Consider the following 15094-nt stretch of genomic DNA (forward strand, 5'->3'; position numbering starts at 1 on the left):
AGGGCTGGCAGCTTAATGAGGTGATTGTGTTGGCAACGGCCATGGCCGGGTTGTTTCATGATTTTGGGAAAGCCAATGCGTTGTTTCAGCAAAAGCTTCGCGGCCAAACAGTACACCAAGGTGAACCGTATCGCCATGAGTGGGTGTCGTTGCGTTTATTCGAGGCGTTCGCCAAGGGCAAAAAGGATCAACAATGGCTTGATGAACTTAGCGAGCTTACGCCTGAAACGGCTACTGAACATGAAACTGAGCTACTGGCGCAACTGTTTACTGAAACGGACGGCTATCAGCCGGTCTTTGATGACTTATCGCCATTCGCATCCCTCGTGGCTTGGCTGATTGTGTCGCATCACCGATTGCCCGTGAACTATGATGCCGACAACGCGCCAGTTGAGCTCTCGCAAATTGACCAATGGCTTTTCCGTTGCTTTGGCAGCCATTGGAATGCGCCCAACGCACTTGACCTCGCCAAATATGATCCGCAAGCGCTTGCCGATAACTGGCGCTTTCCTGATGGCACCCCGTTTTTAAGCCAGCCTTGGCAACAAAAAGCGTGTCAATTGGCCCAGCGTGCCCGCCAATATCCGTGGAGCGCTCATGGACAAGTTGATTGGTTATCGCAGCGGTTTGTCAGCCATATGGCACGTTTATCGTTAATGCTGGCGGATCATTATTACTCGTCGCTGCCGCTGGAAAAATCCAAGCCCAAATGGCGTGATAGCCATTACACGTCGATTGCCAACACAGACCAGTCTCAAGGCAAACGCAAAAGCGCGCTGCCTAAACAACAGTTGGATGAGCACAACATCGGCGTGGCTATTAATGCGAGACGCTTTGCGGAGAATTTACCTTCGCTCAAATGGACCTTGCCGGCGATTGCTCAGCACCGCCGTTTTAGCCAAAGCGCCGAAAAAGAGAAATATCGCTGGCAAGATATCGCTTATCGGAAAACCAAAACCATAGCCACTCAGTCGGAAACGCAGGGCTTTTTCGGCATTAATATGGCGTCGACAGGTTGCGGAAAAACCATTGCCAACGCGCGCATTATGTATGCGTTATCCGATCCTTGGCAGGGGTGCCGGTTCTCGGTGGCGCTGGGGTTGAGAACACTCACCTTGCAAACCGGCGATGCGTATCGCGATTTGCTGAAACTTGGCGATGATGAGTTGGCTGTGCTCGTTGGCTCGCAAGCAATCCAGCGCTTGCACGAGGCGCAAAATACGCTAAATCAGTCTTCCGGTGGCAGTGAATCCACTGAAGACTTCCTCGAGCAACTGTTTATCAGCTATGAAGGGCAAATTTACGATGGCCGATTAAAATACTGGCTGAATAATCAGCCTAAGCTGGAGAAATTGGTCAGTGCGCCGGTGTTAGTGAGCACGATAGATCATCTGATGCCCGCCACTGAAAGCCTGCGTGGCGGTCATCAAATTGCGCCCATGTTGCGTTTACTCAGTACTGACTTAGTCCTTGATGAGCCGGATGATTTTGGTCTTGAAGACTTACCGGCGCTATGTCGCTTGGTGAATTGGGCAGGCATGTTAGGGTCACGGGTGCTGCTCTCATCAGCCACCTTGCCGCCTTCGTTAGTAAAAAGCTTGTTTGATGCCTATCGCGCGGGCAGGGCGCAGTTTAATCAAGCCCAGTTTGGTGACAACGCGGCGACAAACAGCACGTCTGTGATTTGCGGCTGGTTTGATGAATTTACCAGCGAGATCCAAACGATAACGAACAAAACCGAATACGTGGCTTACCACCGCGAATTTGTCGCCAAACGTGTAAAGCGATTAGAGGGCGCCCAACAGGTGCTACGCAAAGGGAAGACGGTAGACACGTCATCGATTACCTCCCTGGCTGTTCCCCCGACACCCAGCGAACCTAACCTCGATTTTGGGCCGCTAGCGCAGCTTATCCATACCCATATTCATCAGTTGCACCATGCACATCATCAAACCCATGCATCCGGAAAAACAGTGTCGGTAGGCGTGGTGCGCATGGCCAATATTAACCCAATGGTCGCGCTGACTCGGGCGCTGGTACAGATCTCGCCGGAGCCGGATCATGCGATCTTTATTTGTCCTTACCACTCCCAGTTTCCGCTGGCGTTGCGTTCTTATCGAGAAAGTCGTCTTGATGCGGCGTTAAATCGCCATGATGAAGGGGTGATTTTCGAACAGCCGGAGATTCGTCATGCTATTGAACACTGTGATGCCAAACATCTGATGTTTGTGGTGGTGGGCACGGCGGTGGTGGAAGTAGGACGTGATCACGATTACGACTGGGCCATTGCCGAGCCGAGTTCAATGCGTGCCTTAATTCAGTTGGCGGGGCGGGTACAACGTCACCGTCAGCAACCGCCGACAAGCGCCAATATTCATGTGCTCGATCAGAATGTTCGTGCGCTTAAAGGCCAGCATCCCGCTTATTGTAAGCCAGGCTTTGAAAGCGCGGCTGTCCCGCTCGAAAAAGGTTACAAGGTCACGGTTGATGAGGGACTAACCGCAATTTCCGCCACGCCGCGTATTCAGGAAATCCCCAAGCTGGAAAAATCTGCCTTTATATTTGCGTCGTCGGCAAAAAAAGCGACTAAACCGGTGACCCACTGGGGCGTACAAGAGCACCGTGCGTTGCGCTTTACGTTGGAGTTGACGGGCGGGGAAAAGTATCAACCTGATTTCTTCCGAACCGGTAAGGAAGCCGAGCTATGGTGGAACGATACGCTTGTCAGCCAAGCCGCTGGGCTACGTTCGCCCGGTAAACATGCTAGCTGGAGCGGCGAGCTGATCCGGCGCACCCCGTTTCGTCACAGTCAGCGCCAAGAAAGCTTTGTGCTGGCCTATAACGACGATGACACGCTGGCTTGGCAGCAGTTAGATACCTCACGTTATCCCTACCAATACGCCGATCACTCATATCGCTTTAAACCCGCCGAAATATCGCTCGCAGCCGGTTGCCATTGGTGGTTTGACGTTGATCCGGAAGCTGTTTATCAGCACTTTGCTGACCAACTGGGATGGTCGATTAAAAAATCGAGCCAGCATTTGGGCGAAATACGCCTCGCGGCTGAGCGGGAAGGCCAAAACATCACTTGGTGTTGGCATCCACAACTGGGTGCTTTTCGGGAATAAAGAAAAATTAATGGAACAACAGGATAAAGGAAGCGCTTATGGAACACAGCCTATACGATGCGCTGCTGGCATATATTGAACAGCGCAAACAGGCGAAGCTTGAGCCTTTGCAAAAGGCGCGTGATAAGGCCCTAAAAGCCGCCGCCAGCCAAGAGCAAGAGGCGATCGCCAATGCCGATTACGCAGAGAAAGCTACCCCGATCGAAGCGAAGTTTGAGCCAATTCACTGGGTCACAGACGCTGCGACGCGGGCCAAGCAAATTAGCCTCGCCACCCATTGCCCCAAATTTGTTCACAGTGATGCTAGAGCGAGCAGCATGCTGGTCACTGAGATCGATAAGAGTGAATCTCACTACCTCACCAGCTATTCGCTGACCGAGAAAGCCATTGATGCAGTCGGCAATGCGGCTGCATTAGATGTGGCGCGTTTTTTAAAAATCACTGTGGAAGGGGAGTCACTCATTTCTCAGTTACAAGCCGGCCATATCAACGCACTTAAGCCACTCACTGATGACGCTAACTTGCTAGAGACTTGGCGTGCAGGCTTTTCATTGGCACTGGGTGACCAAGTGTTATCGGCTCATAACTTGATTAAGCAGACCTACTTTCCGGTGAATGAAGGTGAGTACCACCTGCTTTGCCCGCTATATTCATCGAACCTTGCGCACACACTGTATAACAAGGTGCGTGCGACGCGGTATGGCGAGAAAGTGAAAGCGATTCGTGAGGCAAAGAATAAACAGCATTATCACCCAGAGCGGTTAGAAGCCTTTCCGCGTACTGTTAAACAGACCTTTGGCGGCTCTAAACCGCAAAACGTGTCACAACTGAATAGTGAGCGTCATGGCGAGGGCTTTTTGCTCAATGCTGCGCCGCCAAGCTATCAGCAGCAGCCGGAGGATCCAAGCAAGCAAACGAGTATCTTCAACCGCCGTTTAGCCTACCAAACCAGCCATTTAATCCACGACTTTCGTAGCTTTTTGGCGAGTTTAACCGAACGGGACCGCAACTTTGCCACCCGTTATCGGCGCGATCATGACTTTATTCTGCCACTCACTGACCTGGTGTTTGACTATGCCGCGCGGGTTCAGCAGCAAGTACCAGCCGGTTGGAGCCAAGGCACGGATGTTCAAGCGTACCGACTAAAACGTGAACACGCACTTTGGCTGGATGTGTACAACCCCGACGATCAATTTCAGCGAGAGCGTGGCGCACAAGGGTGGCTGGATACTGTCGCCTCTGATTTTGCTGCTTGGTTACTGCGCCAGCTAGAGGACAAACAACACTATCTGCTTGGTGATACGGAGTTCAATTACATCCGCAAAGTGTTCCTAACCCAGCTAAAAGCGTTTGAGCGCGACACGCCTCAATTTGAGGAGATCCGATAATGGCACAGTATCTATTGCTTAAGCACATTGAGGTGCAAAACGCGAATGCGATCGCGGGGCTGACTTATGGTTTTCCGGCGATCACGCACTTTCTCGGCTTTGCCCATGCGCTATCACGTCAACTCCCTGATGCGATGGGATTGCGTTTGGGTGGTGTGACCGTGGTGAGCCACAAAAATAATGTTCATGCACGGCAGCCCAAAGGGTGGGGCGACTATGTTTTTGCCTTAACCCGTAATCCGGTCACCGCCAAAGGTGAAACGGCATCAATCAATGAAGAGGGGCGCATGAATATGCAAGTCTCTTTGCTGATTGAGGTTGAGGGACTGATTGCCGGTGATAAAGCCGCCGCAGCACAGTTGATCGCGGAGGTGAAAGATTTGGCGCCTCAGCGACGGCTCGCAGGTGGACAGATCTTAACCATTGGTGAGGTTGAATTGCTCGCGGACGCAAGTATGCAGAAAAAAGCCTTGCGCCGTCTCATGCCGGGCTTTGCCCTTTGCGACCGGCATGATTATCTCGCCCAGCATCATCAACAGCTATTGCAACACAATGCGCAGGCCAGCTTATTTGATGCTTGGTGTGAGTTTGCCATGCTGACGCACCACGCTGTCGCCGATGGTGAACACGTGCCTAACGATGATGACCAACCCGTGCCGGCGCAATGGCAGCGCGTAGCCAAACCCAAGCCTGGATATTTAGTGCCGATCATGACGGGCTACCGCGCTATTTCCCCTTGTTATGCCGCAGGCGAGGTCGCCAATGTGCGCGATCCGGATGTGCCGGTAAGCTTTGTGGAAGCAGCATACAGCGTGGGAGAGTGGCGCAGCGTACATCGTCTCACCGATATCGACGAGGCATGCTGGCGTTATCACGGTGATTACCCTTGGTACCTTGCCCGCGTGACGGCAGCAACGCATGACGAACCCATTGAACCTGACGTTGTGCCCACAACCGAAGATAACACTGACTTTGACCCCGACTTTTTGTAATTAAGGAGATTTCATCATGGCTGATAAAAAACTGACTACCCCTTCCGTGCTTGCCTTTGAAGCGAAACTGGTTCCTTCGGATGCACTAATGTATGCGGGCAACTGGGAAAAAGGCGATTGGCAACCCATTCAAGTGGGCGAAAAATCAGTGCGAGGCACTATCTCCAACCGCTTAAAAGCGGCCACCGCCAATGATCCCGCTAAGCTAGATGCGGAAGTATCTAAAGCGAACCTACAAACGGTCGATGTTGCGGCACTACCGCATGATGCCGATACGCTCAAAGTGACGTTCTCACTGCGTGTGCTCAGCGGACTACATGTACCGTCAACCTGTAACAATCCGGACTATCAGCAAGCGTTGGCTGATAAAGTGCGTGACTATCAATCAGAAACCGGTTTTAAAGAGCTGGCGCAACGTTACGCACACAACATTGCCAATGGGCGTTTTTTGTGGCGCAACCGTGTCGGTGCCGAGCAAGTTAAGGTGGTGGTCACCGCAGGCGAGAAGCAATTTAACTTTGATAGCTACGAATTTAGCTTGCACGATTTTGACGCGCACCCGGATGTCACCGCGCTGGCAGAGGTGATCCAATATGGCTTAACAGAAGCGCATGCGCTTATTCATGTTGAAGCCTACTGCCAACTGGGCGAAGGGCAAGCGGTCTACCCCTCTCAAGAGCTGGTAATGGGCGGCGGTAAAGGCGACAAAAGTAAATTCTTGTATCAATTAGATGGCCAAGCCGCGATGCACTCACAAAAAATCGGCAACGCGCTGCGCACTATTGATACTTGGCATCCTGCCTATGACGAAGTGGGCGCAATCGCTATCGAACCTTATGGCTCGGTGACTAACCGAGGGGCGGCGTATCGTCAGCCCAAAGAAAAGAACGACTTTTACAACTTGCTCGATGGATGGATGTTAAAAGACAAAACCCCAACGCTCGAACAGCAGCATTACATTATGGCGATGCTGATCCGCGGCGGCGTGTTTGGCGCGTAAGGAGGCACAATGCAGTATTACATTGATATCACCTTATTGCCCGACACCGATATTTCGACAGATTTTCTCTGGCACAAGGTGTTTCAGCAAGTGCACATTGCCTTGGCAGAAAACAAAATCGGACCGAATCAATCGGCCATTGCGGTGGGTTTTCCGGACTATCGCCAAGGAGATTTCCCACTCGGTCATCGGTTGCGCTTGTTTGCGCAAACCGAGGCGGCATTTGAGCAGCTGAATATTCATCGATGGCTGTCTCGCTTAACCGATTATGTACATATTAAAGCGGTCAAGCCCGTGCCAGAAGGGGTGCAAGACTATGCCTACTTCAAACGTTGGAACTACAAATCGCCGCAGCGACTGTATAAAAACCTCGACCGGCGTGCGGCCGCGATTGCCAGCAAAAATGGTTACGATGAGGAGGAGGTAAAGCGTCGTTTGTTGGAAAACATCAAAACGGACGACAAACGCTGGTCGCTGCCTTTTATTCAAGTCACCAGTCTGTCGAGCCAAAAACGAGTAGGGCAGCCAAATACCGAGTTTGCTTTGTATATTGAACGGGAACTGACTAAACAGCCGCCAAGCAACGGCCAACCATTCACCTGTTATGGGCTAAGCCGACGCGAACCCGACCAGCAATCTGCGGTGCCGTGTTTTTGAGGGGGAAACCCCTCTTTACCCCTTCTTTTTGGGCTCTTTAAAAATAAACTTTAAATACAGCTAGTTACGGCAGGCCGTTTTTAACAAGGGTAAAAGGCGATTTTTATCCTAACGGCCTGTTGTTACTGACGATTGTTAGGTTATTCTATTGTTCACTGCCGCACAGGCAGCTTAGAAAGTCACCGTCGGCGGAGTTCGCGGACGTGCGCGGTTCACTGCCGCACAGGCAGCTTAGAAATACATCAAGATATTGAAATCAATCCAGACTTTGTTCACTGCCGCACAGGCAGCTTAGAAAGCGTGTTGGCTTAATCAGTCTTACAGTCATAGGTTCACTGCCGCACAGGCAGCTTAGAAATTTCCCCATCTTTACTTACTCCAAATCAAGGCGTTCACTGCCGCACAGGCAGCTTAGAAATTGCAAACTACTCTCGACATTCGCCCTGGGACGTTCACTGCCGCACAGGCAGCTTAGAAAAATATTGTCTTGGATGTATCCGGTCAGTTGGTGTTCACTGCCGCACAGGCAGCTTAGAAAAGTGAGCGCCACTGCACACGCGAGCAGGCTTTGTTCACTGCCGCACAGGCAGCTTAGAAACAGATACTCAATGCCGCTCTGCAAACGCGCACGTTCACTGCCGCACAGGCAGCTTAGAAAAATAGTGCAATCATGGCGCTTATTATCTGATTGTTCACTGCCGCACAGGCAGCTTAGAAATCAAACATAGTTGTTAAAGGGCTTGATAAAGTGTTCACTGCCGCACAGGCAGCTTAGAAAACCCCATGACAAACGTGTTCACTGCCGCACAGGCAGCTTAGAAATCACCAATAGGGTACTCTGCTTTGCCGCGGTAGTTCACTGCCGCACAGGCAGCTTAGAAAAAACATGTTCTTAGCCACCTCAACCGGCGAGTGTTCACTGCCGCATAGGCAGCTTAGAAATGGGACAACCATTATGATTGGCGGCGCAGTCAGTTCACTGCCGCATAGGCAGCTTAGAAAAGTATGTTGTGCAAATTGCTTGTTTGGTCGATGTTCACTGCCGCATAGGCAGCTTAGAAAAAACACTCGAGACATCGAAAAGTTTGCCAGTGGTTCACTGCCGCATAGGCAGCTTAGAAATTCTAGCTCATCGGGTGTGCGTAACAGCTTTAAGTTCACTGCCGCATAGGCAGCTTAATTGTGTCAATAAGGGTCACCCTTAAATGGTTGACCTATATTCATTTTTTAACCATGCAAACCATGTTAAATTAGTGAGCTGTATGAAAGAGTAGCCATACTTTGCCTAGCTTGTCGCCTGACAAATGGAGTGTTGGAATGCGAAGAAAAACGAAGCGCAAAGACTTTGCAGCGCTTAATGAGAAGTTAGCCTCTCTGAAGCAGAAAGCGCAAAAGAGTGATGACAATCGCTGGGAAAGCTACGAATGCCAGCTTGTCACTCCCATGTATGGCGGCGGTGTGCTCGCTGGAGAAACTGATCAAGCCATGCCTATTCGCGCGAGTGCGATTCGTGGTCATTTGCGCTTTTGGTGGCGTATCGCGTGTGTTCCGGACAACCCTGAAAAACTACGCAGCGCGGAAGAAGCCATTTGGGGTGGTATTGGTGACCATGGAGCAAAGGCGAGCAAGGTGAGTGTTTATGTTGACTGTCCCAAGAATAGGTTGGAGACAATATCAACAAAACGTCTCAATGGTAGAGGCGTGAAGTATCTTCTTGGGGTGGCCGAACATACATCTTGTTTAAATAGTGGTTTTAGGTTCACCCTGTCTATTCGTTACCCAGACGCAATTAAGGAAGATGTTGAGACAGCGTTACGCTGGTGGGCGTCTTTTGGCGGCATCGGTGGCAGGACGCGCCGAGGGTTCGGTGCGATAAAGATAGCGGGCATCGACAGCATATCAACGCAAGACATGCCCGATAGCATGACGTTATCTTTTGTCTCGAGTGCCAGTGGCAAAAAATATTTCGAGTCAGCGGAAAAGGCGTGGGAAGCGGCAGCGTTTTCACTCTATAAGTTTCGACAGGGAGAAGGGATAGGCCGAAATCAGGGTAATCAAGACAAACGTCCCGGACGTAGCTATTGGCCGGAGCCAGATCAGCTTCGAAGRATGATTAAAAAACATAAAATTAATCATGAACCGGAACACCCCGCGGGAAATGCGTTTCCGAGAGCGGCATTTGGCATGCCAATTATCTTTGATTTTAACGATAAAACCCAAAAAGAGCCGCCAAAGATGACGCTGACACCGCAAAGTAAAGAGCGGATGGCCAGTCCTCTTATTATTCGACCATACACAGATGGTGACCGGTGGTGTGCGATAGCGCTACTTCTACCGAGCTGGCAACGTGCCTTATCAGCCGACTTGGACTTATCGCTTACATCACAACAAGATGAAGAGGCCTACCAAAAAAAATTATCGGCAGCACTAGCAAAAGAGTCCCCGCAGAACTGGCCATCTTCTGAGCATGAGCGGGATGAATTGGCAAAGCGCATTCCGCCCATGAACGATAATGGTCGCTTACGTGCTAACGATCCACTCCACGCATTTCTAGATTTTTTCGAAAAGGGATAATTGATGACGGACTATTTAGTCGCGATCAGCGTTGGCCCAGTCCAAAGCTTGATTGAAGCAGGGAGACGCTCACAAGATTTGTGGTGTGGCTCGTGGCTGTTGTCGCAAGTCGCGAGTGCAATAGCCGCTGAGCTAGATGGAAAACCGCATTGCTCGCGTATTTTTCCAAGCCCTCATCTTAACGTCAGTGAGCAGGCTGAGGGCGGGGAGCCTGAAGCCAACATCGCAAATGTTGTGCGTGCGGTTGTCAGCGCGAACAATGAAGAAGCATTAAAGCAACAGATTGCACGAGCGAAGCAGGCAGCAACCTCAAAACTCGGGGCCATTTTTTCTGACGTATTAGACAGAGAAAACTTACGTGAAGTGGGTATCGAACCCGAATATTGGGCGCAACAACAAAAAGATATTCTAGAAATGTTTGCGGCATGGGTGGCATTTAAACCTGATGACTACCAATCCGCGTCTCAGCGTCTTGGGGAGCTGTTGCACGCGCGTAAGCGAACACGTGATTTTTTGCCCATGCAAGATGACCGTTCAGGGCTGCACAAATCGACGCTGGATGGCGCGAATAACGCGCTCACGCATGCGTTAACCAATAAAACCGTGGCGAAAAAGCTGAATCTCAGCCCCGATGAGGTTGAGAGAAAGAAACGTATATTAGGCCTGACAGATGAAGAGTCACTAGATGCGCTCGGGATCGTTAAGCGCCTTGCTGGTAAACATGAGCAATTCACGCCGTTTAGTCGTGTAGTCGTCGACCCTTGGTTACAAAGCTTACCTGATGACTATTTGCAAAAGCTTAATGATCTTTATAAGCCTTTTTATGAAGCGAAGCGCGTTACCGCAGTGAAAGGTAACCAAGGCTATTATCAAAAATTTCCTTATGACGGTGAATACCTCTTTGCGAGCCGGCTCGAGGCATCGTCGTTTGACGATGAAAACGCGTATCAAGCACTGCGCGACTTTTTAACTAAAGATGTTGTGGCTCAGTATGGAGAACCCGTCCCTTACGGCGTGTTACTTAAAGCGGATGGCGACCGAATGGGGGAGTTATTTGCGCAAGCGGATAACACAACCCAATCCATTAATATTTCAGATGCATTGCATCGGTTTGCGAGTGATGTGCGCGCGATGATTCGAGAGTTTGGTGGTCATGCGATTTATACCGGCGGCGACGATATTTTAGCGTTCTTGCCACTACACCGAGCAATACTGTGCGCTCAGAAACTAGCTAATCACTTTACCGCTGCTATGAATGCCGTTATCCAGAACAACTTTAACAACCCACAAATGGTCGCGCCGACACTGTCGGTTGGCTTAGCGATTGGGCATTTTGTTCAGCCTATGCGCCAGCTACGTCAGCGTGCAATAGCAGCAGAAAAACACGCAAAAGGGAATGACGAGCAAGCGCCAAGAAATGCACTCGCCGTGCATTTAGGGATCCGTTCAGGCCATGAAATTACATGGCGCTGTCGCTGGGACGATTCAACGATACTTGATGCATTTTCAGCCTTTGTTGAGGCTTTTTCGCAAGACCTTATGCCTACGCGAATTATGCAAGATATACGTAATATGGCCCACCAATTGAAGTGGCTCGAGAATGAAAACGGGCCTGATGTGAGTGATATTCGTCGCAGTGAACTCGAACGTATGTTGGTGCGTGCGGCGTTTGCGCACAATCATACTACGAAAGAGCGAGAAAGCGGCGAGATGCAAGGGCGTATCCACACACTAAAAGAGCATCTTAGAACGCAGGCATCGCGTTATTCGTTGGATGAACTCGCGAATCAATTGATATTGGCTCGGTGGATAAGTGCGAAAACAGCCAAGGATATTGGAGGGGAAGATTAATCATGCAGTATTATCTTATCAAACCACGAGATCCTTTGATTATTCGCTCAAGTCGGCCATTTGAGGAAATATCCGATGCGCAGGCGGCACGATTTCCGCCTCCTTCAACGGTCGCCGGCGCATTACGCAACATTCATGCGCGCAGTACGGGAAAACCGCTGAATGAAGACTTGTTGATGCTTTCGGTGACAGGGCCGTTAGCCGTAAAGATGCCCATCAATGGTAACGCGCCCAGTGAAGAAAACATACTGGTGCCAAAGCCTGCGGATGTGCAGTACGTGCATGATCGTAAAGCGGATACGGTCGTGTTGGCACGATCAAAACCTGTAAAGCCCAATAGTGGAGAAGGGTGCGATCTACCCAATGGACTTTGGCCGTTATTGAGTGACACCGCGCACCAAGGTAAACCCGTATCCGGACCAAATTGGTGGTCGTTCCATGATTTATTAGCGTGGCGAAGAGGGGACGCGTTAAGTGCTCGACAGATTCAGCAAAACGGCTGGACCCCGGCTGATCCGGATATTCGCACGCATATATCGGTGAACAATCAAAGCCGTCAGGCGGAGTCAGGAAAGATTTTTCAAACCACAGGGTTAACGATGTGGCAAAGACCGAGCAAAGCCCAACCGTTTCCTGACGAAAGGATTGGGCTTTTGGCAGGGATTGATGGTGACATCAGTTTACCTCTGTTGAACCTTGGCGGCGAGCGTCGTTTAGCAAATATCGTGTCCTCGTCTATTTGGCCCGCGAGGCCAGCTGATTTAGTTGACTCCATTATCAACCGTGGCGCGTTTACCCTCACGCTTTTAACGCCGGCGCTATTTAATGGTGGTTGGCTGCCGCATTGGCTGGACCAAGAAACGCTGATGGGCACGCCCCCGTGCTGTCAAACGCTGCAAGTGCGCTTGCGTGCCGCCGCGCTTGAGCGTTGGCTACCGCAGTCTGGTTGGGACTTGGCGAATCGACGTCCACGGGCGGCACAGAAAATGATCCCACCTGGGGCGACTTATTGGTTTGACATTGTTGGCGAGGCACCTGAAGCGGACATTGAAGCATTGTGGTTCGCTCATGTGTGCGATGAGGCACAGCATAATCGTAATGGCTTCGGCTTAGCGCTTCCTGCTGCTGATTCGGTCAATTCTTAACATCATTTCAAGGGACGAAATTTATGTCTTTTCACGTCTATCACTTGTTTAGCCATACCATTTTACATTGTGGCGCAGGCCAGTCTGTCGGCATTGTTGATCAACCCATTGCGCGTGAACGTGCGTCTTATCTCCCGATCGTGCCAGGGTCAACGGTGCGAGGTGTATTAAAAGCTCAAGTAAGCGATACAGAATCAGTTGCAGAGTCAAGTGCCTTACAAGGTCTAACCGAATCACTCTTTGGCGCCAGCACCTCCAACGACGGCCGAGCGGGTGCGCTGTCGATCACTGATGCGCATTTGCTATTGCTGCCTGTTCGAACGGTTTATGGCATTTTGGCGTATGCGACCTGTCCATTTATTTTACAACGATACAAACAGGATCGAGAACTTGATTTCTCACTTCCGATGCCGTCAGAAAAACAAGCACTGTGTCCAAATGATAACCCCAACCATCAAGATAATGTGATGGTGTTGGAGGACTTAGATTTAGATGCTCAAACCAGTGGCGATGTCGAACCCTGGGCGAAAGATATTGCACAGTGTATATATCCGGATAACGAAGAGCTTAGGGAGAGCATGCGCAAACGGATCGTTGTATTGCCCGATACCGTCTTTTCGTTTTTGGCTGAAACGGCCACTGAAATTCGCACGCGTATTCGCATTAAGGAAACGACGGGGGGAGTAGAAAACGGCGCACTTTGGTCCGAAGAAAGCTTGCCTGCTGAAAGTATCCTTTGGGGCGTGTATTCGGTAGATCATAACCGCTGTCATGAGCAATATGTGCGTGAATTGAACCATATCCTGAAAGAAAAGCCGTTGCTACAAATGGGCGGAAATATGGGAACTGGCAGTGGTTTAGTGCAGTTCATCTCCCTAGAAGATAAGGGAGAGTAAATGATGGAATCACGCAGCCAAAAGATCGCTATCGAAGCCTTTGCGCGAATCAAAGACAAAGAGCATCAGTCGTATACGGAAGAAGCGAAGAAAAAATACGCAACATTAGTGCATAAACTGCCTGCAATGTTGCTGCAAAATGGTTTAACCCAAACCACTGGATTTTTACTTGCTAAAAATGAGGCTCACCACAGCGATTTGCTCACAGATTTAAGGCTTGTTATTGAAGCGTTAGCGACTCATCAATACCAAGATAATGTGACTTTTCACGAGGCAATCATTCACTTAGAGCTCCCTCAAACACTAGCGATGACGCGTAATGTACTCGCGATTGCTGGTTGGCTTCGACGTTACGTGCAAGGTGTGTGGAACATCGGCGCTGATGATGAAGGTTTAAACTAAACGGCACTTGAGGAGAAATAACCATGGTTGCACTGGTCCGCAAAAAGGTAGACGCGCCGTTTCGAAGCAGCAACTGCATCAACCCTAGTTTATTGCTTGAAAAGGGCTTGCTATCGCTTGACGGAGAGAACTCCAAAAAGGAACACCTGCAAAAGCTAGTCGCCTTACCAGCCTCTGCTGAGTACAAAACGGCATTTAATCGTTGGTTCGATCTGACCGGCGATGACAGCCGATTTCAACAAGCTGCGTTCACGCTAAAAAACCGTCTGTTGATAGGCATGAATGGTAATGCTGGCCTCGAAACAGGGTGCTGTCTCAGCCGTAACTATGGCATGCCGTACATTCCCGGTTCGAGCGTAAAAGGCGTGGTACGTAACTGGGCAAACAGTAACCTAAAAGCGTTTTCTGACGATATTGAGGAATTACTGGGCACCGACGACAGTGAACAACCGAGCCGTATCTCGGGCACGGTGACGTTTCACGACGCTTGGTGGATACCCAAAGACGGCGGCAAGCCGTTTGTGCTTGATGTGGTCACAACGCACCACCAAGCCTACTACAATGGCAGTCAAGATAAGCCATCAGATACAGATGATACAGATAGCCCGATCCCAAACCATTTATTAGCGGTGCAGGGTAGCTTTCTATTTGTGTTGGAAGGTGAGCCTGAGGCAGTACAAACATGCCAACGGATGCTAGAAGAAGCACTTGAACATAATGGCATCGGCGCAAAAACCGCTGCTGGGTATGGGTATATGTCGCAATCACAAACACTCATTGACGAGAAAAAGAGTGAGCTGATAAGGCTCGAAGAGGAAGTGAAATTCGCTGCAATGACCAAAGAAGAAAGATATATTTTTTCGATGAGGTCTGAACTCAATGCTCAAATTGAAGAAAATAAGCCAGATTCATCTGGATTATTACGGGAGCAAATAAAAAACGCTATTGAAAATGGCAAGAGCTGGGATGATAAAGACAAACTGGCCTTGCAAGACCTTGTGAGGCAGTGTGTGCGGTTTTGGGATCCGAAAAAGAAAAATAAAAAACTCAAAGATTTAATT

Annotated in this window: 10 protein-coding genes, 1 pseudogene and 2 CRISPR repeat arrays; all 11 genes and pseudogenes read left to right on the forward strand. The window is 50.0% G+C overall.

Features of this window, described 5'->3' with window-relative positions:
• Positions 1-8: 8 nt before the first annotated feature.
• Positions 9-3128 (forward strand): annotated as a pseudogene (gene cas3f / locus BZJ17_RS00640) (type I-F CRISPR-associated helicase Cas3f); the annotation flags it as partial.
• Positions 3129-3166: 38 nt separating this feature from the next.
• Positions 3167-4516, forward strand: coding sequence for a type I-F CRISPR-associated protein Csy1 (csy1, locus tag BZJ17_RS00645; protein ID WP_077639453.1), 1350 nt, complete (start codon positions 3167-3169; stop codon positions 4514-4516).
• Positions 4516-5508 carry a type I-F CRISPR-associated protein Csy2 gene (gene csy2, locus BZJ17_RS00650; RefSeq protein WP_077639454.1) on the forward strand — a complete coding sequence of 331 codons (993 nt, stop codon included), beginning with the start codon at positions 4516-4518 and terminating at the stop codon, positions 5506-5508. Before csy1 ends, csy2 begins: the two co-directional genes overlap by 1 nt.
• Positions 5509-5524: 16 nt before the next feature.
• Positions 5525-6508 (forward strand): type I-F CRISPR-associated protein Csy3, encoded by a 984-nt coding sequence (csy3, locus tag BZJ17_RS00655; RefSeq protein ID WP_077639455.1) that lies wholly within the window; start codon positions 5525-5527, stop codon positions 6506-6508.
• Positions 6509-6517: 9 nt separating this feature from the next.
• Positions 6518-7165: a type I-F CRISPR-associated endoribonuclease Cas6/Csy4 gene (gene cas6f / locus BZJ17_RS00660; RefSeq protein ID WP_077639456.1), complete on the forward strand. Its 648-nt coding sequence runs from the start codon at positions 6518-6520 to the stop codon at positions 7163-7165.
• A 150-nt stretch (positions 7166-7315) separates the two neighbouring features.
• Positions 7316-7883: direct repeats of the CRISPR family, unit length 28 nt; unit sequence GTTCACTGCCGCACAGGCAGCTTAGAAA.
• A 76-nt stretch (positions 7884-7959) separates the two neighbouring features.
• A CRISPR array of direct repeats spans positions 7960-8348; the repeat unit is 28 nt; unit sequence GTTCACTGCCGCATAGGCAGCTTAGAAA.
• 134 nt (positions 8349-8482) lie between these two features.
• Entirely contained in the window at positions 8483-9739 is a 1257-nt protein-coding gene (cmr1, locus tag BZJ17_RS00665; protein WP_077639457.1) for a type III-B CRISPR module RAMP protein Cmr1, read from the forward strand.
• Positions 9740-9742: 3 nt separating this feature from the next.
• Positions 9743-11590, forward strand: coding sequence for a type III-B CRISPR-associated protein Cas10/Cmr2 (cas10, locus tag BZJ17_RS00670; RefSeq protein ID WP_077639458.1), 1848 nt, complete (start codon positions 9743-9745; stop codon positions 11588-11590).
• Between the two features lie 2 nt (positions 11591-11592).
• The gene (locus tag BZJ17_RS00675; protein WP_077639459.1) at positions 11593-12735 is read left to right on the forward strand and encodes a type III-B CRISPR module-associated protein Cmr3; all 1143 of its coding nucleotides are present in this window, start codon (positions 11593-11595) and stop codon (positions 12733-12735) included.
• Between the two features lie 23 nt (positions 12736-12758).
• Positions 12759-13631 carry a type III-B CRISPR module RAMP protein Cmr4 gene (gene cmr4, locus BZJ17_RS00680; RefSeq protein WP_077639460.1) on the forward strand — a complete coding sequence of 291 codons (873 nt, stop codon included), beginning with the start codon at positions 12759-12761 and terminating at the stop codon, positions 13629-13631.
• Positions 13632-14033 carry a type III-B CRISPR module-associated protein Cmr5 gene (cmr5, locus tag BZJ17_RS00685; protein WP_108743756.1) on the forward strand — a complete coding sequence of 134 codons (402 nt, stop codon included), beginning with the start codon at positions 13632-13634 and terminating at the stop codon, positions 14031-14033.
• A gap of 23 nt (positions 14034-14056) precedes the next feature.
• Positions 14057-15094, forward strand: a 1038-nt coding sequence (cmr6, locus tag BZJ17_RS00690; RefSeq protein ID WP_077639461.1) for a type III-B CRISPR module RAMP protein Cmr6, incomplete at its 3' end; no start/stop codon positions are given.

Origin of the sequence: Salinivibrio sp. IB574, assembly GCF_001996205.1 — a bacterium.
Taxonomy (GTDB): domain Bacteria; phylum Pseudomonadota; class Gammaproteobacteria; order Enterobacterales; family Vibrionaceae; genus Salinivibrio; species Salinivibrio proteolyticus.

Excerpts from the sequence above, each read along its gene's own strand:
- cas6f (WP_077639456.1), top strand. The coding sequence starts at position 6,518 with ATGCAGTATTACATTGATATCACCTTATTGCCCGACACCGATATTTCG.
- cmr5 (WP_108743756.1), top strand. The coding sequence starts at position 13,632 with ATGATGGAATCACGCAGCCAAAAGATCGCTATCGAAGCCTTTGCGCGA.
- cas10 (WP_077639458.1), top strand. The coding sequence starts at position 9,743 with ATGACGGACTATTTAGTCGCGATCAGCGTTGGCCCAGTCCAAAGCTTG.
- csy3 (WP_077639455.1), top strand. The coding sequence starts at position 5,525 with ATGGCTGATAAAAAACTGACTACCCCTTCCGTGCTTGCCTTTGAAGCG.
- cmr4 (WP_077639460.1), top strand. The coding sequence starts at position 12,759 with ATGTCTTTTCACGTCTATCACTTGTTTAGCCATACCATTTTACATTGT.
- csy2 (WP_077639454.1), top strand. The coding sequence starts at position 4,516 with ATGGCACAGTATCTATTGCTTAAGCACATTGAGGTGCAAAACGCGAAT.
- csy1 (WP_077639453.1), top strand. The coding sequence starts at position 3,167 with ATGGAACACAGCCTATACGATGCGCTGCTGGCATATATTGAACAGCGC.
- BZJ17_RS00675 (WP_077639459.1), top strand. The coding sequence starts at position 11,593 with ATGCAGTATTATCTTATCAAACCACGAGATCCTTTGATTATTCGCTCA.